This window comes from Bifidobacterium asteroides (assembly GCF_009683175.1).
Lineage (GTDB): Bacteria > Actinomycetota > Actinomycetes > Actinomycetales > Bifidobacteriaceae > Bombiscardovia > Bombiscardovia asteroides_H.
In genome coordinates this window covers 916,303-940,012 of sequence record NZ_WKKW01000001.1, presented here as the reverse complement: position 1 = coordinate 940,012, position 23,710 = coordinate 916,303, and the positions used below count along the sequence as shown (strand labels likewise).

Below are 23,710 nucleotides of genomic sequence, written 5' to 3'. Positions count from 1 at the left end.
GGCAGCTGTGCATAATCGATAAACAAGGTGCCTGGCAGTCGTAAACTGCCAGGCACCTAAACTCTTGTTTAGCGGGGCGTGTCAGGCCTTATCGGTTATCCAAACTCGTAAGATATTCCTGAGCATCTAGGGCAGCACGGCAACCCATACCAGCAGCGGAAATGGCCTGACGATAAATCTTGTCTGTGACATCACCAGCGGCAAAGACTCCAGGTACTGAGGTCTTCGTCGACCCACCTTCGACCAGAATGTAGCCGTCCTGATCCAGATCGACTTGGCCATTAAGGAACGCAGTCTGAGGGGTGAATCCGATGGCGACGAATACTCCATTAGCTGGAATGGTGGACTGCTGGCCTGTGGCTGTATTGCGGACGTCTAAAGAAGTTACGCCGCTATCGTCACCGTTGATCTGCGTGACGACCGAATCGAGCTGGAAGCTGATCTTGTCGTTGGCCTTGGCGCGGTCCACCATGATTTTTGAAGCGCGGAAGCCTTGGCGACGATGGATCAGTGTGACAGAAGAGCCGAAACGGGTCAGGAAGTCCGCGTCACCCATGGCAGAGTCACCGCCACCAACGACTACAATCGGCTTATCTTTGAAGAAGAAGCCATCGCATGTTGCGCAGTAGGATACCCCTCGCCCAGAGAACTCGCGCTCGCCAGGAATATCCAATTTACGATATTGCGAACCAGTGGTGATGACGATGGATCGAGCTTGGTATTCTTGGCCTCCATCGGTGGTAATCCGCTTGACGTCTCCGCTCAAGTCAATTGAGACGACATCGTCGTATTCAATCTGAGCGCCAAAATGTTCGGCCTGGTCGCGCATCTGATCCATTAGATCGGGACCGAGCACTGCCTTAGGGAATCCTGGGAAGTTCTCTACTTCCGTCGTGTTCATAAGCTGACCGCCGGGCGTTAGTGCTCCAGCGATAACGAGTGGAGCATATCCAGCTCTGCCAAGATAAATGGCGGCGGTGTATCCTGCGGGTCCGGACCCTATAACAATGGCATCATGAACAGTTTGCTTCATAACGCTACTGTATCCATTTAGGATGACTGGGTCACACGCGGTGGGCGAAAAGGGCGCTTGTTGTCTCACGGTCAGCTGGGTTCTGACAGGAGCAGGCTATCCTTGAACCATGGAGAAAACCGTGATAGTAGCCATCGTAACCAATATTGGGACAATTCTGGTGTTGATCTGGTTTATGCTCCGAGTTGATCGATTGCTGCGGGAACACCCCAGCCACCAAACAGAGGATAAGAGCGGGGATGACAGCTGGCATAGCTGGCGTTTTTGGAATCCTCCCAGCTCTGACGACAATGAAGACGAGTTGGACGCAGATTCCCAGGTGATAGACAACAGTTCTGAGGCTGATGAAGATGTGACTTCTGGGACTGCCGACCGGTATACATTCTCAACTCGGGAAGGACCTGGTAAAAATTCTTCGCAGGCAACAGAAACGGGCGAGGAAAGCAGCAGGGACGAGTAAAGCAAATTCAGCCAAGCCGTAGACAGTTCAGGCACGTTGGGGCGCAGTTTCAATCGTAAGTTCGACATTACGGAAGCATGGTCCTTAAAGTATGGTCTTTCAACAAGGACGGATGAGCTTGGATCTGTGCTTATGCCTACCCTCTAATTTGCAGGGTATCTATGGGCGTTTATCTATGAGCTTTGCAGCGGGCACGGGGAGTAAACCCGTGGTGCAAACCCCGTAAGCAATAGGACCTGCTGAATTAAATCCTGATAGGAAGATCGTGCTCTCAAGGATGAGCATGAAAGAATCGGGGCCAACGAACTGGTTCTGCATCGCCAGTGGCAAATGACAATTGACTGGTGCGGACTCAGCTCCCGCTCGAAGTTCTTGATGGCTAAGTAGAGATGGTTCGATTCTCGAAGACACAAAAGCCGTGCTGTCTATATATTTATATATATGTAGTCACGTCCGCTTGGCAAACTTCTAGGTAAAACATCCTGTGCTGATTGATGCAGGAACTCCGGATGGTGGCGAACCTATGAAAGCTGCATTCATTTTCGTGCGACCCATGTCTTTATTTGACTTGCACTTTTAACGGGCAGGATTCGCTGTCAGTCATAGGGGCCGTACGGTGTGGGATCCTCGCTGGAGTCGGCCAAGCACGTTGTGCAACCCAGAATGTTTCACGTGAAACATTCGATACCGGTCAAGAGAACATGCATAGGTATGGAGCGGGACAGCTGTCTATTGTGGGTTGAGTCCTAGAGAGTGGCCAGCCATTCCAGCATTGCAATTTATTAAACTGCATTGCTTCTGCACGTCAGCCTTGTCGACAATTCAAAAACTAGGACTTGACTGAACATAACCGTGGCTCGATGTTGGCATTGGCTGAGCAGCAAAGGGAAGGCGGGGAGTGGAGGTGAAGTGGAGCGTAAAGGGGGAGCGGAGAGTCGATCTTAACGCATAGACGGAGGGGAAATAACCAACGTTGGGGTGGTGAATGGGGAACAATTGACATTTGGTATCAAAGAAGCGCTCTGATGAGAATAATGAACGCACAATAGAGTGTCGGGTTTGATGATTACAAACGGTTAGTCCATACTGTTCGAAACTGTTAATCAGTACTGTGTGCAGGGCGCCCAGCCTTGCGTACTATCTGCTCCGCCTGTATTTGCAAGCTACGTATATTGCAGGTCCGCCTGATGCATATCGCGCAAATTGCAGACTATGCATCAGGCGGACCCCACTCATGAAAACCGAACGGTAGACAGAACCAGGCGGGCTTTTAAGTCTCAGTCGGTCCGCTTTTGGTTCAAAACGGATTGAACCAATGCAGTGTATAGCTCTGGCAGGTTGTAGCCGGCAGCCAAGGCTGATTGCGGCAGAAGCGAGGTGTCCGTCATGCCGGGTGCTACGTTGGACTCCAGGAATTGCGGCTGTCCTTGGGCATCAACGATGAAGTCGGTACGTGAGATGTCGCGGAGTCCCAAAGCCCGGTGGGCGGTCAGCGCGGCATCGCTCACAGCCTGTGTGGTCTTGGCATCCAGTCGGGCTGGAACATAGAACTCCGTCGGGCCGGGTGTGGAACGAGCCTCAAAATCGTAGGTGCCTGAGGGGGTCCAGATTTCAAGCGGAGGCAGAACCAGGGGGTGCCCGTCAAACTCGAGGATGGACACGGAGACCTCGGTGCCCGTGACGGCCTGTTCGATCAGGGCCACATCACCGTAGGCGAAGCAGTTGATCAACGCCTGAGTGAGCTGGCTCTGTTCAGTCACCATAGTGCACCCCATGGCTGAGCCGCCCATAGTGGGCTTGATGAAAAGAGGAAGCCCCAGCGAACCTAGGAGCATATCGATAACGGGTTCGACTCCCAGCTCTCGGAACATGGACTCGGGTAAGGTCACAGAATGCGGAGTGTGTAATCCAGCCATGCGGACAACGTTCTTGGCGATGGGCTTGCTCCAGGCGGTACGAGAGGCCTTGGCCCGAGATCCGATGTAAGGCAGTTCCGCCATCTCCAAGACATCGCGAATGGAGCCGTCTTCGCCATTGGCACCGTGCAATAGAGGCCAGACCAAATCAGGACGGGTCGACTCGTCGGTCAGGTAAGGCAGAAGCGAGCCATCCATGTCGTGGACATGGACCGTCCATCCGGCCTCCTCTAGGAATCCCTGGACTCGATGCCCTGAGCTGATGGAGACATCGCGCTCATGGCTGAGGCCGCCACAAATAACCAGGAGGGACTTGTCAGCACGCTTGGTAGCCTTGCTCGCCAGGGAGAGGACATCGTCCTTGGTGAACGGCGTGGCCTCACGAGTGGAGCGATGCGAGGTCCGCCTGGCTCTTTTGGCCGGTTCGCCAGTAGACATGGACGCATTGTTGGCCGCGGTAGTGTCCGGGCTGGCGGCTGTGGTCGTCGTCGCGCTCGCGGTTGTTTTGGCTTTGCCGACTGCCGGGGTTTTGCCACCGGTCTGCTGCCGTGGTGTCTTGCTGTGCTTGGCCGCCATGATTCAGCCCCTTTCCTTGCCGCTGTCGGGCTCGAACAGCCGGACGGTGGCGAGTTCGTTCTCGATGACCGTGGACAGTCTGCGTATCCCCTCTTGGATCCGATCTGGGGTGGGGTAGCAGAAGGACAGACGCATATGGTCCGCCCCCTCCCCATTATCGTAGAAGGCTGTGCCGGACACGTAAGCCACCTTGGCGGTGATCGCCCTGGGCAGCATATCCTTGGCGTTGAGCCCCTGGGGTATCTTCAGCCAGATGTAGAAGCCACCCTTGGGCTTGAGCCACGAACAGTAGGGCAGGTATTCCTTCAAGGCCTCATCCATGGCATCGCAGCGTTCCTTGTACATCCCCCGGTAATCGTTGATCTGCGATTTCCAATCGAAGTTGTCAAGATAGGTGGTGATGGTCATCTGGCTCATGTTGGAGGGACACAGGATGGCTGACTCGTTGGCCAGAACCAGCTTCTGTCGGATGCCGGGAGGCGCAACCATCCAGGCCACGCGCATACCCGGGGCGATGATTTTGGAGAAGCTGCTCAGGTAGACAATGCCCTCGGAGTCGTAGGAGCGCAGGGCCGGATAGGTCTGGCCGTCGAAGGCCAGTAGTCCATAGGGATTGTCCTCCACAATGAGCACGTGGTACTTTTTGGCGATCTCGATGATTCGCGGCCGCCGTTCGACGCGCATGGTGGCGCCGGCGGGATTGTGGAAGTTGGGCACGGTGTAGAGGAACTTGACCGCCTTGCCCTGGCGGCGCTGCTCCAGAATGGTCTCCTCCAGAGCCTCGGGGATCAGCCCGTCTCTGTCCATGGCCACGTTGACCACATCGACCTGGAAGGATTGGAAGACGCCCAAGGCACCCACATAGTTGGGCGCCTCAGCCAGCACCACATCGCCGGGGTCGCACATGATCCTGGTGATCAGGTCCAGTCCCGACTGGGAACCGTTGACGATGACCACATCATCCGGCTGGACATCCTTGATGCCTTCCAGCTCCATAATGGGAAGCACGTCTTCGCGCAGGTGGGGATCGCCCTGTGCCGACCCATACTGCCAGGCCACCTGGCCCTTGCTCCGCAGCATGTCACCAAGCTGGTCGGCCAACTTATCGAAGGGCATCCGGCCCAGGTAGGGCATGCCGCCGGCCAGGGAGACCACCTCGGGCCGGTTGGCCACGGCGAAGAGGGCGCGAATCTCGGATGCACGCATCTGCTCGGCTCGTGTTGCATAGGAGCTGTACCAAGGATCGTTCTTGATGACCTTGGACGCAATATTGGGATCATCCGCCATAACTGACTTCCGCCTTCCTGCCGCCGTTGTCTAAGGAAACTGTATTACCTGCAGGCGCTATGTAGGAGGAAAAATCCAACACATTACCATTTCGGTACACCCATGGTATCGGCATATGGATGGGTAGCCAGTCATGCCTGGCTGACGGGTTCCATGGAGCTTGCAGGCCATTGCGGTCGACAGATGGTTTCCGGGTCGACGTCGGGATGATTTGCCTTTGTTGTCGTCGACCCATAGTCATGCTCAGAAGGCCTGAACGGAAGTGAAGCGCAGGCTGTTTCCCGGCATGCCGTCCATGGGCACCCAGATGACCAGGTCCTGAGTCGTCACCGGCTCGCGCAGGGTGACCTGGGTGGTGCCCGAGGCATCGAAGCTGAAGTCCGCCAGCGGCTGTCCCTGGTTGGGCTGAGCCGCTGTGGAATTCGCATAGACCTGAGCGTGGCCACCGCTCTGAGGCGCGACGATGGTCAGGCGGGAGACCTCTTCCGGTTGGGTCAGGTGCATATACCATCCATAGCCCTGCAGGCCGGCAGGCTTGTTGAGGAAAAGTTGGCGACTCGTCTTATAGGCCGTGGTGTTCTTGGGCTTGGGCGGGTCGGGAACCTTCCCTGACTCCTTGTCAGCGTGGCTGACCTTGTCGTTCCCAGTATCGGCGCCGGTCTGAGCCTGATCATCGCCATCGCCGTTGCTGGAGGGAGATGCTTCCTCGCTTTCATTGGTCTTGCCGGGGAAGGGCACGTTGGACATGACCGGCCAGCCCCCCTCACTTTTACCGACCTTGGATCGGGACCCGGTAATGGTCGAGAGGGCCCAGACCAGGGCCACCACAACGATTACGGCCGCTATGGCGATGACCACCGAGCGAGTTGTGAAGCGGCCGAACAGACGGGTGTCAGCCATATCGGCCTCATCGTCCAGATCCTTATCCTGCTCATCGTCGGGAAGAACCGAGTAAGTCACCGGAACGGGCATGGAATGGATTTCAGGCGTGAAGCTGGGCGGCAGCGGCTCCATGACTGTGGTCTCCTGCTCCTCCTCGTCGAAATCGTGGCTCTTGGAGGATTGGGTCGCTTGGCTGGATGCCTTGGTCCTGTCAGTAGCAGCGGCAGAAGAAGAGTGTCCACTCCGGGCTGCAGATTCTGCATTGCCTCCGACATGAGATTTGGTGGCCGCAGCGTCTGTTTGGCGCGTCTGCGAACCTCTGCCGTCCTGCGAGACGCTCATGTTGGATGTTGCCCTGGTGGCCTGGCTGCTGCCGTCCGCCGCACTGTTCTCCTCGCCGCTGGACTTGTGGAAGTCCCATTGGGAGAAGCCTCGCTCCACGGGATTGTTGGCAGTCACGCCGTTGCCGCTGAGAGCCTCGGACGGTTTACGCTGATCGTCTTTGACGGTCGGCATCCGTCCGGTCACAGCCTTGGACTCTTCCTCATCCACGGCTACGGGTCTGGCCGCCGTCGCCCTGAGTGCGCTCACGTCCATGGCTGCGGTCTTGCGGGAGGAGCTGTTCAGCGAGCGCAGCCGCTGGCGTTCGTCAAAGAGCGAGAAGAGGTCTGTATCCGTATCCTCCGGATTGAGCATTTCGATTTCGCTGCGGCCGGGGAAGAGCAGTTGGTTGGTCTTCCAGTGCGGCTCATGGTGGGATACGGTCTGCGTGGCAGGCAGGGCCGAGGAGGTCAGCCCCGCGGGAAGAGGGAGTACGTTCTTGGGGTCCACTGGACGCAGGGCGACGGACTCGATGGAGGCGCGGCCGTCCAGCTCGGGCCAGATCAGATCGCTGTCGGTCAGTTCCTCGGGCGGGACCCAGGGGCTGAGCAGGGCCGAGAGCTCCGCCAAAGTGACCAGTGGAACCGGCACGGCTCCCTGCTCATTCGCCAGGCCCAGCCCACGCATGCAGATGATTTTGAACTCTTCCGGGGCCTGCTTGGGCAGCTCCTGCAGACTGGGCTGCCGTCCGTCCTGGTCGGGTCGGCGCGTCAGCATGGCATAGAGCACGCCTGCCAGCTCTCGTATGGCACACTCCTCGTCCGCCAATCCCGTCTCAGTCGAGGCCGACGGGTGCTCGAGCATGGGCGATATGGGGGCATCAGCCAGGGTGATCGAGGCGGGTGCCAGCCTGATAGTGCTTGTGGAGACCGCATAGTCGACCATGCCTGCGGCATGCAGGGTGCGCATGGCCTCGGTGACCTCTCCCATGATGGTTCCGACGGCCCGATTGCTGAGCGTTCCTCCGGCGGGTCCGTGCATGTAGTCCCTCAGGGACATGCCGGCATCGGGGGCGGTGACGATCAGGGAGACCTTGTCACGGGTGTGCAGCTGATAGACCGGGGTGAAGCGGCGATCCTTGCTCAGCGCCAGACTTGAGGCGTTGACGTTGATCCGGTCCATGCAGGTGGAATCCCCGGCGATGAAGAGCTGGCAGTCCCTATCCAGGACCTTGTCCTTGGCCCGCCAGGCGCTCAGACCGTTCGCGCGGCGGAGCAGGGTGACCAGGGTGTATCTGCCGAGGATGGTGTCTCCGATATGCGCGTTCATGGTTGCCGAGCTCTCATCAGAAGTGGGGCGTCGCCTGTAGTCGGCGACACCGTGGTGGACCTTGCTGTTCCTAGGTACAATCCTAACGGGTTGCGGAGTCGGGGGAGCCGGTGGAGGTCCGGCTATCGCGGATTCTCCATCAGCGTCGGACTCACGGGCCTCCTCGAAGTTCTCCAGTGCTGCGTCCATGCCGGGCAGAGCGGAGTCGGGGGAGGAGGAGTGCACCACCCTGACCGAGCGGTCGGCCAGCCGGGAGGGTCGCTCCTGCAGTGCGTCCAGGCTGCGGACGGGGTGCCGGGCTGTCCTGCCCAGCCGACGGGCCAGATCGACCAGGAGCTGGATGAATTCCTCAGTGCGCAGGGCTACCAGGGTCACGACATAGATGACCGCCGTCAGCAGGGTGATGACCACGCAGATGAAGAGCGCCTGCACCCAGCTCATGTGACCCTGCCGGCCCTGAATCCAGGCGCCGACCAGGTGGGTCACCGGGGTTTTGACCGTCAGGGCGGCCGCCAGGGCCAATCCCGCAGCCAGGAAGGCCTTGGCGTAGGTGATAAGAATCCGCCGCTCGTCCAGGTTCCCTTGGAAGGGGCTGCGCAGCATGTGAGCCAGGACGGGGAAGCTGAGGAGGCTGCTCAGGGACAGGCTCAGCCCTACCATCGCCGCCCAGTAACGGGGAGGCAACAGGCGTATGGATACCAGAACCAGTGCCACCTGAATGGTGTTGGAGACGGCCGCGAAGATGAAGGGATGTCGGCCATCCTCGAAGGCGTAGAAGGTGCGCTGAATGAGCAGGAAGGCGCTCGTGGGAACCAGCCCCAGGGACAGGGTTATCAGCGGTCCTGAGATAAGGACGGACTCATGGACGCTTACCGAAGGCAGCAGGGCTCGGGTGATGGGCACTGGAATCGCCAGCAGGACTGCGGCGAAGAAGAACATGACCAGTCCCACATTGCGCAGGGCCTGGCTCAGATCATTGCGGGCATCCCCGATGCGGCCGTCCGAAACCGCCTTGGACAACTTGGGGAAGAGGGCCGTGCTGACCGAGACGGCCACCAGCGAGTAGGGCAGGATGAAGATGGTGTAGGCGTTCTGATAGGAGCCGTTGCCGGCGATGTCAAACGGGTTGCCCTCCAGGGGGGCGCCGTTGTTGATGCGGGCATTGACCACGTTGGCCAGCTGGTTGATGATGACCACGCACATGCTCCAGGCCGCCACCGAGCCCATGGATCGCAGGCCGATTCCGCGCAGGCCCCAGCGAGGACGATAGCGGAAGCCGCTCATGATCAGGGGAATGAAGAGGACAAGCGCTTGGAAGGCCACTCCCAGGGTCCAGGCCCCGGCGGTCAGGGCCACCTTGCCGTTGTCCCAGAAGCCGACCGGCTGATTGCGGGCGTTGCCGAACAGGAGGATGAAGGCCAGGAAGCCCAGGCAGCTGATGACGTTGGCGCCCACCGAGCTCCAGGCGTATGCGGTGAACCGGCCCTTGGCTGCCAGGATCTGCCCCAGGACCGTGTAGAGCCCGTAGAAGAAGACCTGTGGCATGCACCAGAGGGTAAAGGAGTTGGCCAGGGCCCGCTGGGCCGGGTTCCACTTGGAGTTCAGATAGATGGTGGTCAGCACCGGGGTGCCCAGCATCAGCAGCAGGGTCAGCAGGGCCAGGAGGACCATGGCGACCGTGATCAGCTTGTTCAGCCGGTCTGCCGCGTCCCGCTCCTTGAGGGTGCGCACGATCTGTGGGACCAGGACGGCGTTGAAGATGCCGCCCGAGATCAGGGTGAACATGACCTGAGGGATCATGGCGCCGGTCTGGTAGGCGTCGGCCGCGATACCGGTGGTGCCTATGGCGGCTGCCAGCAGGATGGTGCGGATCTGCCCGGTTACGCGGGAGGCCGCGGTGCCCGTGGCCATGATGGCGGAATTGCGCCCTACGGAACTCATTCGTCCGGGTCCTTCGTACGGTGGAACTGCCGCCAGAGCCCCAGGAGTCCCAGGAGCACGGCGATGACAATGATGAGCATGCCACTCATGTCGCTCAGTCGCAGATTGCTGGTGATCTGGGCCCGACGTACTTGGCCGAATGGACGGCCCTGACTGTCCAGCAGGCCGATGTCCACGTTGGCTCTGCCGGCTGCCGCTACCCTGACCTTGAAAGTCACCTGGGCCTCGGAGCGGGCGGGAATGACCGCCTCCGCCATGCGCGAGGTGACGATTTCCATGGAGTCGGTGCGAGCGCTGATGCGGGCGTGGACAGGGTAGGGGTGGCTGTTGCTGACGGTGACGGGCATGGAGGCCGTCTCGCTGACTACGTTCAATGACTCGCTGGGTGTGATGCTGATCCCGTCCAGGAGCCGGTGGGATATGGCCTCAGCCTGATCGGCCAGGTCAGCGGCGGTTGCGGTTCCCCCCAGGGACTTCAGGGCCAGATCGTCGTGGGCAGCGGTCAGCTGGTTCAGCCACTGATGCGGATCCTTGGGCTGGCGGGCGGTGGCGTCGGCATCCTGGCGGGCCAGGGCCTGGCTGTCGGTTTTGCCTGCCGAGGCGCTGGCGGTGGGTTGGGAATCCTGCTTGTCGTCAGCCAGGATGGAGGTGGCGAATCGGTCGATGTCAGCCCGGCTGGCGATCAGGGAGTCCAGGGTGCCTGTCGGGCCATCGCCATGTTTGGCGCCGCTCTTGGCGCTTCCGAGCTCCAGGGCCTTGAGCAGGCCCGACGACCCGCCGGTGAAGTCGGGCGCCTGCATCAGGTCGTCCATGGACTTGAGGCTGATCCAAGGGGCATGCTCCAGCTCGGTCATGATCCGGTCCACCTGCTGGGTGTCCTCATCGGTATCGAAGCAGACCAGAAGGGAGCGTTCTGCGTAGGGTTGTTCCATCTGATAGAAGGCGCTCTGGGCTATGAAGCGGGCCGTCTGCCCGGCCTGAGTCTGCTCACCGGTGGCGCGTGTGGAGCTGGGGTGGCCCCTGGCCAGGTTGCTGAGCTCGCGCTGGGCCGACAGGACGGTTACCTTTCCGGCCTTGGTTTCGATGGTGTACTTGCCGGTATGGGCGGAGGTGCCGGCACCGACCTCGAAGCCCTGGGGGGCGATGACCGTCTGATAGCCGGCACGGCGGGCCGCAGCGATGGATTCCATGGTCCACTCCTGTCGACCCTGCCAGGCGTACGCGCCAGGCGCCGCGTCCCCATAGAGCTTGGCCGCGGTCTGGGCACTCCAGGCCTCCGGGGTGACACCGGCCTGGGTATAGCGGTCCTGACTCTGGGGCGCATACCCGGTGATGTCGAAATCTGCTGGCTGAATCAGCCCTTGTATCTGGGGACGGTTGGCGAAGGCGGACAGGTAGACCGGGTCGCCCATGGCTTGCAGGGACCCATGTTTGGACAGCAGCTGGCTCTGGTCCTCCTGGCGGCGGGTCCCCTGGCGGGTCAGTGTCACACTCCGGTTTTTATCGTTGCCCGAGCCTGACTCGGATTCGGCACTGGACTGGGTCATCAGCGCTGTCATGGCCTTGTCGTCAATGTTCCAGTCCGAGGAGGTCAGTGGCAGGACCATGGTCAGGGACAGGGCGGGGGTGCCTGCGGTGGGCAGGCCATCCCAGGTCCGGGTCAGAAAGGTGAACACATCGCCTAGGATCCGACCCTGATCGTCGCTCAAGGAGAGTCGGACGGGCTTGGGCCCCCAGCTGGTCATCTTCTTGATCGCGTCTTGATCAGCCGGTACGTTGACGGCAACCTCGGTGCTCTGCCCGGTCGGGATTGTCGGTACTGCCTGTGTACCCAGCACATCCGGGGTGGGGATGCGGGCGTGGCCTTCGGACCAGGCCTGCATGTCGGCCCGGGAGCTGAAGGAGTAGAGGGCGCTGGTGGATACGCTCAGATGGGCATTCTCCATGGGCTGGTTCGCGGTGTTGGTCACCGCAGCGCGCAGGGCGTAGCCGGACTTGTCGGTCACCACTGGCGTGGACCAGCGCAGGGCCACCTCGGCTGAGCTCTGATGACTGGTGGCAGCCAGGGCTGGTGTCGGATGCCAGGGAGTCATCACCAGCGCGGCCAGAAGGACGATCGCCAGCAGGATTCGGGTCCATCGGTTGAAGGCATAAGTGCGCTGGCTGGTGCGCCCGCTCGGGCGCAGGGGGGTCTGGATCATAGCTGTTTTTTGTACTTCCTCGCGTAGAGCCAGGCTATTTTACGCTCATTGGGGTAACTGAGCACCGAGGTCAGGTCAGAGAAGTCCACCCAGATGGCGTCCTCGGCCTCATGATCGGGGTCGCCCTCCACGCTCAGGGATCCACCGATCATCCGCAGGACGAAATGATGAACCAGCTTGTGGACCCGCTGATTGGTCCCGGTGAACCAGTAGTCGATGGTAGCGATGGAGTCGGTCACCCTACCCAGTATCCCCGTCTCCTCATGGACCTCGCGCACCGCCGTCTGCTCGGGTGTTTCCCCCTTCTCGATATGCCCCTTGGGCAGACACCATTCCAGATGGCCCGAGCGGGAGTGCCGGGCGATGATGGCCACCCGGTCATGCCGGTCGAAGATCAGCCCGCCCGCCGAATATTCGCGCACCACAGGCAGCTCCTGGGCATCCAGGGAGGCGAACGTGGAAGGACCGGAAGCATGTTTGTGCCGGGGCATGAGGGCAGGCGTGGGAGCGTCATCCTCGGTCTGTATGCGCTCGCGAACCTGCGGATCCAGGCGTTCGCTTACAGTCTCCACCAGGTGGTTCCGCCCCTGCTGTCCGTGGGCATGGGTGTCCGCAGAGTCGGCGCTATGTGCAAGCATGCGCGCCATGTCCGCGGGCGTAATCATACTCCAACTTTACGTAAGGTAATGTGCAGGTGGGGTAACGGTATGCTAGTAGGCGCATCAACTCCGTAGGAAAGGGTGAGCGTGGATTTCCAAGTCTGGCCGGAGGCCATCGAGCTCGGGCGCCTCTTCGCCGAGCAGGGATTTGAACTGGCGTTGGTAGGGGGTCCTGTACGCGATCTGCTCCTGCACCGGCACTCCCACGACCTGGACTTCTGCACCTCGGCCCGGCCCGAGCAGTTCGAGCCCATCCTGCGTCACTGGGGGTCGGGTTTCTGGGACATGGGACGCAAATTCGGTACCCTGGGCGCGCTGCGGCGGCGTCCTGATGGCACCGAGGTCAAGGTGGAGGTGACCACCTACCGGCGAGACACTTATGATCCCGACTCCCGCAAGCCCGAGGTGGACTATGGGGACAGCCTTGAGGGCGATCTTTCTCGGCGCGACTTCACCGTCAATGCCATGGCCCTGCGGGTGCCCGACCTGGTCTTCGTGGACCCTTACCGGGGGGCCAACGACCTGGCCAAGCAGGTGTTGCGGACCCCGGTGGATCCCCGCCAGTCCTTTGATGACGACCCCCTGCGGATGATGAGGGCTGTGCGGTTCGTGGCCCAGCTGGGATTCACCATTGCTCCGGAGACCGCAGAGGCCATCACCCGCATGACCGATCGAATCAGTATCGTCTCGGCCGAGCGGATTCGCGACGAGCTGACCAAGCTCATGCTGGCCGACCACCCCGTCCAGGGCATCGAGGCCCTGGTGCAGTCCGGCCTGGCTGACATCGTTCTGCCCGAGGTGCCGGCTCTGCAGCTGGAGATAGACGAGCATCACCGGCACAAGGACGTCTTTGAGCACACCCTGATGGTGGTGGATCGGGCCATAGCCCTGGAGACCGGACCTGACGGACCTGTGCCCGCCCCGGATCTGACCCTGCGCCTGGCCGCCCTGCTGCACGACATCGGCAAGCCCGCCACCAGACGCTTTGAGCCCGGCGGCAAGGTCAGCTTCCATCATCACGATGTGGTTGGAGCCCGGTTGGCCCGCAAGCGCCTCAAGGCCCTGCGCTTCGACCACCACCTGATCGCCGACGTCTGTGACCTGATCTCCATGCACCTGCGTTTCCACGGCTATGTGGACGAGCGGTGGACCGATGCGGCTGTCCGCCGTTATGCCCGAGAGACCGGTCCGCTTTATGAGCGGCTCAATCGTCTGACTCGTGCCGATGCGACCACCCGCAACAAGCGCAAGGCTCAGGTTTTCTCTTCCGCCATGGACGAGCTGGAGGACAGGGTGGCTCAACTGCGTCAGCAGGAGGATCTGAATGCCATCCGGCCTGACCTGGACGGACGACAGATCATGCAGATTCTGGGCCTCAAACCCGGGCCGCAGGTGGGACGCGCCTATCGGCACATGCTGGACTATCGCCTGGATCAGGGCCCGGTCGACCAGCAGACAGCCGAGCAGGAGTTGAGGGACTGGTGGCAAAGAGAGGGCGCCGACCAAGCCTGACCCTAAGTCACACCTTTCCGGGCGGGCGCCCTTGGTCAGGAGACTGCGAAAATTGGCGGCGAATATTGTGGCTACGTGATGTTGAATCCGACAGTACGCCGGATCTGCATCGTCAGGCCTTGGGGGCCTTGGGCAGGTTCTTCATGGAGGAGGGGTCGGTCTGGCAGCCCTTGATGGGTTCGATCTTGCGGCCTACGACGGAGTTGCTGTCCTCGTCGTCCAGATCGGTAAAGGTGGCCCCTATGACCACGTCGATCAGATCGTCGTTACGGTCGTCCATGATCAAAACCGCATCGTTGAATTGGGACCCCACAGTGTAGCCACGGTCAATGGCCGAAGCCCCGAAACGTATCTCGGTGCGGGCTGTCTCGGTCTTGCCCGGATAGTCCGCCACATCCTGCATGTTGAATCCCCGATTGCGCAGTGCTGCGGCCAGGGCGGTGGCCAGACCGGACTTGTTGGTTCCGTTGAGCACCCGCACGCGGATGTCGGGATGGTTGACCAGCTTGGCATTGTCGGGCGGGCAGGGCACGGCGACACCATAGTTGGGCTTGGCGATGCTGGCGTGTTTGGCGGTATGCCCGATGGACCCGAAGATGATCAGTCCGCAGATGATCAGGATGGCAACCAGGGCGCTGACGACTATGGTGAAGACCATTTTCTGGCGCCGTCGCACGAACTGCCTGCGGGCCTCGCGTTCGTCGAGTGGTTCGGGATTCGTCATGTTGCCTACTCTACTGTTCATGGGTGACTCGCAGTGGGACCATCCTGGGCAGGACTGGCGAGTCAGCCTCGATGATCCTGTCCACTGCATTCTGCTCCCGCCAGAGCCTTTTCAGTGCGATTGCCTGCTCGGGTCGAGGGGCCATGACCACCACCGAGGGGCCCGACCCAGAGACGAAGGCCGGTCCGATGCCTGCCCGCCGGGCAAGGTCCAGGGCCTTGCGCGAGCGCGGGTGCAGGGTGCAGGCGGTCTCCTGCAGGTCGTTCAGGTCGTGGGGATCGGGTCCGATCAGGTCGAAGGCCTTGTAGACCTGGGCTGTGCTCAGTTGGTCATCGTAGGCCCCGATAAGGAGGTGCCCGGTCAGCCCAGCTCGGGATAGTCTCTGGGCCTGTGGGCCATCCGGATCCAGGGGTTCCAGAATCTGGCCGAAACCTGTCCCCCTGCTGAGCCCTCCATGCAGGCAGAAGGGCAGGTCCGCGCCCAGACCGGCAGCGATGCGATCCAGCTTGGCGGCAGGCATCCTTAGATTCCAGAGCCGGTTCAGGCCCAGCATGGTTCCGGCGGCATCCGCGGATCCGCCGGCCAGGCCGGCACCCACAGGTATCCGCTTGACGATGTGGATGGACATATCAGGCTGATGTCCGGCGGCCTGGGCCATGGCCAGGAGGGCCTTGACGGCCAGGTTGGCGCATGGATCGGCATCCCGGCGGTTCAGGTCGCCCAGGTGCTCGCCCTCCAGGGTCAAGCGGAAGCCACTGCCAGGTTCTCTCTGGCGCAGTTCCACCCGATCCCAGATTCCCACGGCGCTGTAAATGGTGTCCAGGCGGTGTTGACCTCCAAGGTCGGCTCGGGTCGGGCCAACGTGGAGCCTCAGATTGATTTTGGCGGGACAGTAGAGAGCAATGCCATCCCTTCCGGCTGCCGGGCTCACTCGGTCACCTCGCGGCGGGCTTGCTCCAGGGCGACGAACTCTTCGATGGTCATGGTTTCCCCCCGGCGTGCAGGGTCAATGCCTGCAGCCTGGAAGGTTTCGGCGTTCGCCAGACCTTTCAGGGCGGCATGCAGGGTCTTGCGGCGCTGTCCGAAGGCGGCATCGATCAGGGAGAAGACCTCGGTTCTTGTCCCCTCATCCCCGCGTCCGCGTCCATCTTTGTCCCGGGTGAAAGAGACCAGGGCTGAGTCCACGTTGGGGGCTGGCCAGAAGACATGGCGCCCAATCCTGCCAGCCTGGGCGGCATGGCCGTACCAGGCCAGCTTCAGACTGGGAGCGCCGTAGACCTTGGAGCCCGGGGTGGCCGTGAGCCGGTCCGCCACCTCCTTCTGGACCATGACCAGAAATCGGCTCAGATTGGCGAACCGGGCCAGGAGGGTCAGAATGATCGGAGTGGCTACGTTGTAGGGCAGATTGGCCACCATGACCAGGTCGGTGGCCGTGCCCGCGTCGCCTGCCAGCTGAGGGGTCAGGGTCAGAGCGTCCCGGTGGATCACGGTCAGCCGTTCCAGGCTCTCCGGCATGCGCTCGCGGACGGTCTGCGGCAGCTGCCGGGCCAGGACGGGATCGATCTCGTCGGCGGTCACCAGACAGCCCGCCTCCAACAAACCGAGAGTCAGGGAACCCAGACCAGGACCCACTTCCAGAACGGTCTGGCCAGATTCCACCCTGGCCAGACGGACGATTCTGCGGACAGTCCCTGGATCGATGACGAAGTTCTGCCCCAGTCGCTTGGTGGGGTGGATGCCGATCTGGTCGGCGAGGCGTCGGATGTCGGCTGCTCCCAGGAGGCGGTCACTCTCGGTTTTAGTGTTCATGTCGGTTCGTTGCTCGTGGATGTGGTTAGGGAATCAGTAGTTATGATGTACGTTCCAGTAGCTCATGGCCGCACTAGGACTGCCGTACCGTTGTGCGATGTAGTAGAGGCCCCAATCAATCTGGACAGCAGCATCGTCACGCCAATTGGCTCCGAATAGCGCCATCTTGGAGCCAGGGTTAGACTGGGGAATGCCGTAGGCAGGGGAACTGGGGTTCTGGGCATACCAGAGCCAGCTTGATTCCTTGTTCCACAGTGTCACCAGGTCATTGAATTGCGAACCCGTCCATCCGCGCTGGGCGGCGGCGCCCCCGGCGTAGACCTGGGCTACATCAGGTTTCGCATGCCAAAGACCGTCACGAGATGGACTCGGCGCTGGCGCTGGCGACGGAGCTGGTTTGTTCTCGGGCTGAGTTGGAGCTGGTGTGCTCGGCTGTGTCGGCTGCGTGGTCTGCGGAGGCTTGGTCTGTGTTGGCGTAGGGGCCGGTGTCGTTGCCGACTGTGAATCCTTGCTGGGCGAGGGGCTCGGAGAGGGGGTCTCCTGCGCCTGCTGGGAGTCCTTGCCTGTGTTCTTGGACTGCTGCCCGCTGTTCTGTTCCTCCTTCGGCTTGTCGGGACCGACGGCCACCACCTGATCCACTGGCATGGCTACGGTCTCTTCCTTGATCACCTGCTCCGATTCGGCCTGTCCGTCCACGTAGGTGACCTGTATGGTCTGCAGGCGTTGACCGGCTACGCCCGCCTGCCGCACCAGGGTCTGACCGGGCGCCAGGCTCGGGTCGACCACGGTCCTCGTGGCGAAGGGTATGGGGATTGTTTTTTGAGTGTTTCCGTGGGTGACCCGTTGGACCCGCAACACGGTGGTGCCCTGGTCATGCTCCACGCTGACCCGGTCCTCCTTGCCTAGCACGATGCCCTTGGAGTCCAGTATGGATGCGGCTGGAAGTTTGCCGTCAGGGGCCACCGAGGTCTTCCCGTCAGCTATGACAGTGACCGGCCCTGCCTGGTTGATGACCAGACCGCCGGTCAGCTGGTTATAGACGTTGCCTACATCCACGGTGACCTTCATGGCCTGCTTGCGGTTTTCCTCGAAGAATCCCAGCAGTTGGTCCATGCTGGTGGCCGTGGTCCAGAAGGGCACCCGCTGGCCCTGGATGACGATGGTGGTCTGATAGGCGGAGCGCACAGTGACCGCCGCATGGTTGCGCAGCTGGCCTCCGGAGGTGGAATCGACCAGGTCGTGGGTCTTGACCTTGATTCCCTGCTCGCGCAGCAGACCGTCCACGCTGTAGGCGTAGGTGGTCACCATTCTGGTCTGCCCGTTGACGCTCAACGCCACGCTCTTGCGTGCGGCAATGCCGAAGGTCAGGACCGTGGCCAGAACGACCAGGAGAGCGCAGGAGACCACGCGAATCCTTCTGAGCACGACGAAACGCCGCGGTGTCCAGCGTCTGGCCATGTGCTCGCCTCCCTGTTCCTGCCTTGTCCGTACCCGGCAATTCTAACGGCGCGGGCATGGAGCGGAACCGCACAATCCGCAAGGTCGGGCAAACATCCACATTTGTTGCAGACGGGTGGCAATAAAAAAGCCGACCTGACCGTCATCGGTCAGTCGGCTTTTCAAGACCCGGGCCCTGGGCCGGCGGATCAACGTCAAGAGGACGGGAATGAAGGGGAATGATCCCGTCCTCGAATACGAACGGAGATGGTTGGGGAAAAGCTCCGTTCGTACTTCGGAGAACGAGCCTCCGAAATGACTTACTCGAGGGAAGTATTTGTAATTATCCAGGTAATGTCCATTATTATAGCCTGCCCGGAGACAAAGCTGAATAATCGGATTTTATGGTTCGTTCCTGGCGTAGAGCCTCCTGTCAGAGTCGAACTGACGACCTGCCGCTTACAAGGCGGCTGCTCTGGCCAACTGAGCTAAGGAGGCGGTCCCGGTGGTCCATTACAGCATTCCGGGCCGCGGTACGGAATGATATCGTACCATCACCGTGTCCCCAAGGGGACGCTGGGCGCGAAATTCCTCCCGACCTGGCCGGTTCAGCTCAGCGAGCGCGGTTGGCCGGAGGCGCCGATGGCCGGCATGGCGCCCTTGACGCCCACCTTGGACTGGTCCAGACCCAGGGCCTTGAGCAGGCCCGAACTGTAGTCCAAGCCCGCCCGGGACAGGTTGCCCAGTTCCCAGTAATTGCCGTTGATGCGGACCGTGGGCGTGGTCATCTGCCCCTTGTTGGACCCGCTGGGATTCCAGAGTTCCTTGCGCAGGGGGGTGTAGGCGTCCATGGCCTTGATCCAGGCCCGGTAGCGGCCCTTGACCGCCTGGTCGGCAACCTTGGGATCGACGCCGGCTTTTATGGCCTGCTGGCGGATCTTGTCGTTGCTGATGGGGTGGTAGTCGGACTCGTCCGGTTGGAAGTCCTTGGCGTAGAGATTGGCGATAAAGGGCAGCAGGTGGTCGGGGTCGTGCTGGGCCACATAGATGGTGGCCGTGCCCGTCCTGCTCGAGTAGTTGTCGGTGGAGAGCCGGTCCATGAAGCTCATGGGATAGATGACCAGGTTGATCTGCCCGGCATCCACCAGATCGGTCAGGGTGGAGTCCAGGCCGCGATGCAGGGCGCCGCAGCCTGGGCACATGAAGTCCATGTAGATCTCCACGGTCGGAGCCTTGGCCACCGGCTTGTTGAGCCCCTGGGAGCTGATCAGGAAGCCGCCCTGGTCATTGGCGGCCGAAGGCTTTTCCTTGACCTTTGCGACGGCCTGACGGGCCTGCTCCAGGTCCTGGGTCTTGACCGGGCGATGGCTGCGCCAGTAGAGGAATCCGCCCAGAGCGATCAGAGCGATGAGCACCACGGTGACGATGACGCCGATCATGGTCTGCTGGCGGCGCTCTTTGGCCTCCTGGAGCCGCCGGGCCTCTTCCTGGGCCTTGAGCGCGGCCTTGCGGTTCTGCTTGCCCTTGGACATGACCTTGGATCCTTTCCTTGGCGTACTGAGCATAGTGTAGCCGCCAGGGGTGGAGCACGACCTTAGGCACGCAGGAGGTGGATGGGGGCCCAATCCATGGAGGGCTGGGCAATCAACCCGGCCAGGAGGACGGCAATGATCAGCAGCCAGATCAGGAGCAGAATCCACCTGCGGTGGGGGCTGCCCGGCGCCTCGGGATCTTGACGGCCCATGGGGATTCGGCCCGCCGCCAGACGCAGGACCACGTTGCCGCTGTTGGCCTTGGGGGCTGAACGGTCCTGCGTAGGCAGGGTCGTCAACAACCAACCGACCAGCGTCGCCAGGGCCATGGCCAGTCCGCCTGCGGACAGGGGTCGGGCAGCTGGCAGGGGAAAGGTCAGCAGGTGATCGCCCAGGGTCAGGCCTGCGCGAACGGTGGTGAAGGCGCCCGCCCAGGTCAGTGGCAGAGCAACCAAGGCTTGGACGAGGACCATGCCCGGCAGGCGGAGTAGGGCGGCCGCCAGGCCCTTGAGCAGGTGCCAGGGGAGGGCGGCTGCGTTCAACAGACGGTCGGTGCTCCGTCGAGGGCCTTCGCGGCGCAGCTCCCGTTCGATCTGGGCTTTTATGCTCCATCCTGCGGTGCTCAGGGCCCAGAGGAGGATTCCGGCGGCGGCCAGAGCCGATACCGGGGCAAGAGCTGTCAGTAGGGCGGGAAGGATTCCCAACATGACCAGGCAGGGGGTTCCCGCCCTCAGGTAGCGCAGACGTCGCATCTGGGCGGGGGGCTGGTCTCCCAGCCAGTGGGCGTCCGCCTCGTTGCGGTATCCGCTGGGTAGGGGCTGTGCCGGCGGCAGCGGATCCTGAACGGTGGTGGCCTGAAGATCTCGGCGATCTGCTAAGGGTTGCTGGTCCTGCCAGGTCTGCGTCTGTTCCTGCTGCTCCTGGGCTGCGGGAAGGGGATTCAAGAATCTGGTGGGCTGTCCCGAGTCGGGCAGGAGGGTCGTCTGCTCATCGGTTCTGTTGTCTGTCGGAGGTTGTGACCAGGCCGTCCGCGGACTGTCTGGATCAGCCTGGGTGATAGGCGGCATGGGCATGGTGGCCGGCTCAACGACCATGGTGGGGGAGTCGGCCCGCCCCTCAGCCTCCGAAGAGCCGCCGCCAAAAGGGCGCATCGTCTCCTGACTGCCCTTGCCGTCTTGTTCTCCTTGCCAGGCCTGCGGATCCATGGCGTCCCGGCTGATGGCCTCCAGGAGTTCCTGGGGGGTGCAGCGTGCGCTTCGGTCGGGGGAGAGGGCCGAGCGCAGGGCTCTCATGGTACCCACGGGCAGTCCGGACAGGTCGGCATTGCCCGAGGCCTCCCGCTCCAGGACCGCCATCATGGGCTTGTCGCCGAAAACCGCTCGTCCGGTGGCTGCATAGGCCAGAACAGCTGCTGTGCTCCACCAGTCGGTTTCCTGGTCGGCCTCGGCTCCGTCGATGATTTCCGGGGCGATGAAGCCGGGGGTTCCCATGACCAGTCCGGTCCGGGTCACGTGGCTCTGCCCCTGGCCCATGGCGATGCCAAAGTCCACCAGCACCGGCCCCGAGACCGAGATCATGACATTGGTGGGCTTGATGTCTCGGTGGACGATGCCCGCCTGGTGGACGGCTGCGACGGCATCGGTCAGTTTGCGTGCCAGCCGCTCCAGGTCGTCGCCACGATAGGGGCCGTTGACCGCTACATCGTCGCGAAGGTTGCGCCCCTCGATCAGCTCAGTCACAATGAAGGCCAGGGCATCATCAAGTTCCATATCCACGATCCTGCAGACACCTGGATGGCGAATCCGTTGCAGGGCCAGAGCCTCGCGTCGCAGGCGCTCGCGGGCCGAGGCGCGCTCCTGAACGTCGGGGCTGTCTGACGAGACCGGGTCCTCCTCCAGGGATTCACGCAGGATTTTCATGGCGTAGTCCTGGCCACCGCCATCCCGTGCGCGCCAGACGGACCCCATGGCACCGCCGCCCAGGGGCTCAATCAGGGTGTAGCCCCCGACCAGCCGTCCCGGCCTCAGGTCCAAACCCTCAAGATCGCTCATATCTCCATTGTGCCCCGACTGGTTGAAAAGCACCTGATTGCGGTTCCTGCTGTTTCGCCGCGTCCGAGATCGCCGCAAATGGCTAGACAGTCGACGGCATAATCCGTAAACAGGCGCTGATACAGTATTCTCGGCTGGGCAATATGCAAAACAACAGAAAGAAGGGGCTTCATGGAAGCTTCGCGCTTTGAAAAGGGATCCGAGGCCTTGGCAGCTATTGACGGCAAGGGAGGCCAGGCTGTCATCGACTCCCTTCAGGACATAGCGCCGGACCTGGGTCGCTGGATTGTCGAATTCGCCTTTGGCGACATATACACCCGGAAAGGACTCGATCTTCAGCAGCGCGAGTTGGTCACCATAGGCAGTCTGGTGACGCAGGGAGACACGGCTCCACAGCTGGCCGTTCACATCCAGGGAGCCCTGAATGTGGGGCTGAGCAAGCAGGCCGTGGTCGAAGCCATACTCCAATGTGCTCCCTACGTGGGATTCCCCAGGGTCATCAACGCGATCAACGTGGCCAGGACGGTCTTTGAGCGCGATGCCGAAGATTCCGACAAGCCCAAGGACTGAGTCGGCAAGGGTTCGCACGTCGAATTCAGACCCTGGTGTATAGTGGACACTGGCTCAAGGGAGAGTTTCTCTTAACCACAAAATAGAAAACCGTCGCATGGCCATGCCGATGTCGGTGTTGACCCCGGGACGGAAACCACAGTGAAAATCAACCCTTCACTACGGATCGTTCGGCACGTACCTGCCGATGAAAGGATGAACAATGGCAGAAGTGGTATTCGACCACGTCACTCGTATCTACCCGGGCAACGATGAGCCCTCGGTCAGTGACCTCAGTCTGGACATCAAAGACGGTGAATTCCTTGTTCTGGTAGGGCCTTCCGGCTGCGGAAAGTCCACCACCCTGCGCATGTTGGCCGGCCTGGAGGAGGTCAACAAGGGCCGCATCATGATTGGCGACAAGGATGTGACGACCATGCAGCCCAAGGACCGCGACATCGCCATGGTCTTCCAGAACTACGCCCTTTACCCCCACATGACCGTTGCCGACAACATGGGCTTCGCCCTGAAGATCGCCGGCACCCCCAAGGATCAGATTCGCCAGCGGGTGGAAAAGGCCGCTGAGGTGCTGGATCTGACCGAGTACCTGGACCGCAAGCCCAAGGCTCTGTCCGGTGGTCAGCGTCAGCGTGTGGCAATGGGCCGCGCTATTGTGCGTCAGCCCAAGGTCTTCCTGATGGATGAGCCTCTGTCCAACCTGGACGCCAAGCTGCGTGTCCAGACGCGTACGCAGATTGCTGCTCTGCAGCGTCAGCTGAACGTCACCACCCTGTACGTGACCCACGATCAGACCGAGGCTCTGACCATGGGCGACAGGATCGCCGTCATCAAGCTGGGTGTCCTGCAGCAGGTGGGTGCGCCCACCGAGCTTTACGACCGGCCCGAGAACGTGTTCGTGGCCGGCTTCATCGGCTCGCCCTCCATGAACATCAACATTCACCCCGTGGTCAACGGCCAGGCCAAGATTGGCGAGGACACCATCAGCCTGCCGCGCGAGGCCGTCGACAAGCTGACCCCCGAGGACCAGGGCAAGATCGTCGTGGGCTTCCGTCCCGAGAATGCTTCTCTGGCCGGTGCCGACGAGCCGGATGCCTTCTCCCTGAAGGTGGCCAACGTGGAGGATCTGGGCTCCGATGGCTACATCTACGGCAACATTCTGACCGACAACAGCGCGGCTGAGCAGGCCATCGTCATGTCCGACCAGAACAAGCTGACCACCATCCGTGTCAACCCGCGCGACCTGCCCAAGGTGGGTGACGTGGTCAAGATCCACATCGATCCTGAAAAGATGCATCTGTTCTCCCCGGCCAGTGAGCTGCGGCTGAACTGAGTATTCCTGTGACCCTGTGGTTCGGCCACGGTTTCCCGCCGAGCCGCAGGGCCCATATCGATCATTGATATCATCTCCTTTCCTTGTTGACCGGGTGACCAGGAGCCCCGCGCGGCGCATCCGTGCGGGGCTCTTCCCGT

Annotated in this window: 16 protein-coding genes and 1 tRNA gene; 4 read left to right on the top strand and 13 right to left on the bottom strand. The window is 61.5% G+C overall.

Going from position 1 to position 23,710, the window contains the following annotated elements; genetic code table 11:
* Positions 1-88: 88 nt before the first annotated feature.
* A complete protein-coding gene (gene trxB, locus GKC41_RS03980; RefSeq protein ID WP_154313005.1) occupies positions 89-1,033 on the bottom strand; it encodes a thioredoxin-disulfide reductase in 945 nt (314 codons plus the stop codon).
* Between the two features lie 109 nt (positions 1,034-1,142).
* Between trxB and GKC41_RS03975 the strand changes: the two genes are divergently transcribed.
* The gene (locus GKC41_RS03975; RefSeq protein WP_154313004.1) at positions 1,143-1,493 is read left to right on the top strand and encodes a hypothetical protein; all 351 of its coding nucleotides are present in this window, start codon (positions 1,143-1,145) and stop codon (positions 1,491-1,493) included.
* Positions 1,494-2,770: 1,277 nt separating this feature from the next.
* Here GKC41_RS03975 and GKC41_RS03970 read toward each other — a convergent pair.
* The 5 genes from GKC41_RS03970 to GKC41_RS03950 all read right to left on the bottom strand — a co-directional run bounded on the left by GKC41_RS03970 (position 2,771) and on the right by GKC41_RS03950 (position 12,584).
* Complete coding sequence (locus tag GKC41_RS03970) at positions 2,771-3,985, bottom strand: D-alanine--D-alanine ligase family protein (protein ID WP_154313003.1); 1,215 nt, start codon at positions 3,983-3,985, stop codon at positions 2,771-2,773.
* A gap of 3 nt (positions 3,986-3,988) precedes the next feature.
* Positions 3,989-5,272 carry a PLP-dependent aminotransferase family protein gene (locus GKC41_RS03965; protein ID WP_154313002.1) on the bottom strand — a complete coding sequence of 428 codons (1,284 nt, stop codon included), beginning with the start codon at positions 5,270-5,272 and terminating at the stop codon, positions 3,989-3,991.
* Between the two features lie 243 nt (positions 5,273-5,515).
* Entirely contained in the window at positions 5,516-9,745 is a 4,230-nt protein-coding gene (locus GKC41_RS03960) for a lipid II flippase MurJ (protein WP_154313001.1), read from the bottom strand.
* Positions 9,742-11,946, bottom strand: coding sequence for a DUF6049 family protein (locus GKC41_RS03955; protein ID WP_154313000.1), 2,205 nt, complete (start codon positions 11,944-11,946; stop codon positions 9,742-9,744). The genes GKC41_RS03960 and GKC41_RS03955 overlap by 4 nt, the downstream gene beginning before the upstream one ends.
* Complete coding sequence (locus GKC41_RS03950) at positions 11,943-12,584, bottom strand: NUDIX hydrolase (protein WP_418904375.1); 642 nt, start codon at positions 12,582-12,584, stop codon at positions 11,943-11,945. Before GKC41_RS03950 ends, GKC41_RS03955 begins: the two co-directional genes overlap by 4 nt.
* A 108-nt stretch (positions 12,585-12,692) precedes the next feature.
* Between GKC41_RS03950 and GKC41_RS03945 the strand changes: the two genes are divergently transcribed.
* The gene (locus GKC41_RS03945; protein WP_324612022.1) at positions 12,693-14,117 is read left to right on the top strand and encodes a CCA tRNA nucleotidyltransferase; all 1,425 of its coding nucleotides are present in this window, start codon (positions 12,693-12,695) and stop codon (positions 14,115-14,117) included.
* 112 nt (positions 14,118-14,229) lie between these two features.
* Here the strand turns inward: GKC41_RS03945 and GKC41_RS03940 are convergent, their stop codons facing one another.
* From GKC41_RS03940 to GKC41_RS03910, 7 genes are all read right to left on the bottom strand, one after another.
* Positions 14,230-14,841: a LytR C-terminal domain-containing protein gene (locus GKC41_RS03940; RefSeq protein WP_195760138.1), complete on the bottom strand. Its 612-nt coding sequence runs from the start codon at positions 14,839-14,841 to the stop codon at positions 14,230-14,232.
* A 10-nt stretch (positions 14,842-14,851) separates the two neighbouring features.
* Positions 14,852-15,772 carry a 4-(cytidine 5'-diphospho)-2-C-methyl-D-erythritol kinase gene (locus tag GKC41_RS03935; protein ID WP_324612021.1) on the bottom strand — a complete coding sequence of 307 codons (921 nt, stop codon included), beginning with the start codon at positions 15,770-15,772 and terminating at the stop codon, positions 14,852-14,854.
* Complete coding sequence (gene rsmA / locus GKC41_RS03930) at positions 15,769-16,650, bottom strand: 16S rRNA (adenine(1518)-N(6)/adenine(1519)-N(6))-dimethyltransferase RsmA (RefSeq protein WP_154312997.1); 882 nt, start codon at positions 16,648-16,650, stop codon at positions 15,769-15,771. Before rsmA ends, GKC41_RS03935 begins: the two co-directional genes overlap by 4 nt.
* Before the next feature lie 33 nt (positions 16,651-16,683).
* Entirely contained in the window at positions 16,684-18,108 is a 1,425-nt protein-coding gene (locus tag GKC41_RS03925; RefSeq protein WP_154312996.1) for a G5 domain-containing protein, read from the bottom strand.
* Between the two features lie 403 nt (positions 18,109-18,511).
* Positions 18,512-18,585 (bottom strand) — tRNA-Thr (locus tag GKC41_RS03920).
* A gap of 110 nt (positions 18,586-18,695) precedes the next feature.
* Positions 18,696-19,619, bottom strand: a complete 924-nt coding sequence (locus GKC41_RS03915; RefSeq protein WP_154312995.1) for a DsbA family protein — start codon at positions 19,617-19,619, stop codon at positions 18,696-18,698.
* Positions 19,620-19,681: 62 nt separating this feature from the next.
* Positions 19,682-21,670, bottom strand: a complete 1,989-nt coding sequence (locus GKC41_RS03910) for a serine/threonine-protein kinase (RefSeq protein ID WP_154312994.1) — start codon at positions 21,668-21,670, stop codon at positions 19,682-19,684.
* A gap of 171 nt (positions 21,671-21,841) precedes the next feature.
* On the opposite strand from GKC41_RS03910, the gene GKC41_RS03905 reads away from it, so the two are divergent.
* Both GKC41_RS03905 and GKC41_RS03900 read left to right on the top strand, forming a co-directional pair.
* Positions 21,842-22,240, top strand: coding sequence for a carboxymuconolactone decarboxylase family protein (locus tag GKC41_RS03905; protein ID WP_154312993.1), 399 nt, complete (start codon positions 21,842-21,844; stop codon positions 22,238-22,240).
* 202 nt (positions 22,241-22,442) lie between these two features.
* Complete coding sequence (locus GKC41_RS03900; RefSeq protein ID WP_154312992.1) at positions 22,443-23,570, top strand: ABC transporter ATP-binding protein; 1,128 nt, start codon at positions 22,443-22,445, stop codon at positions 23,568-23,570.
* Positions 23,571-23,710 lie beyond the last annotated feature (140 nt).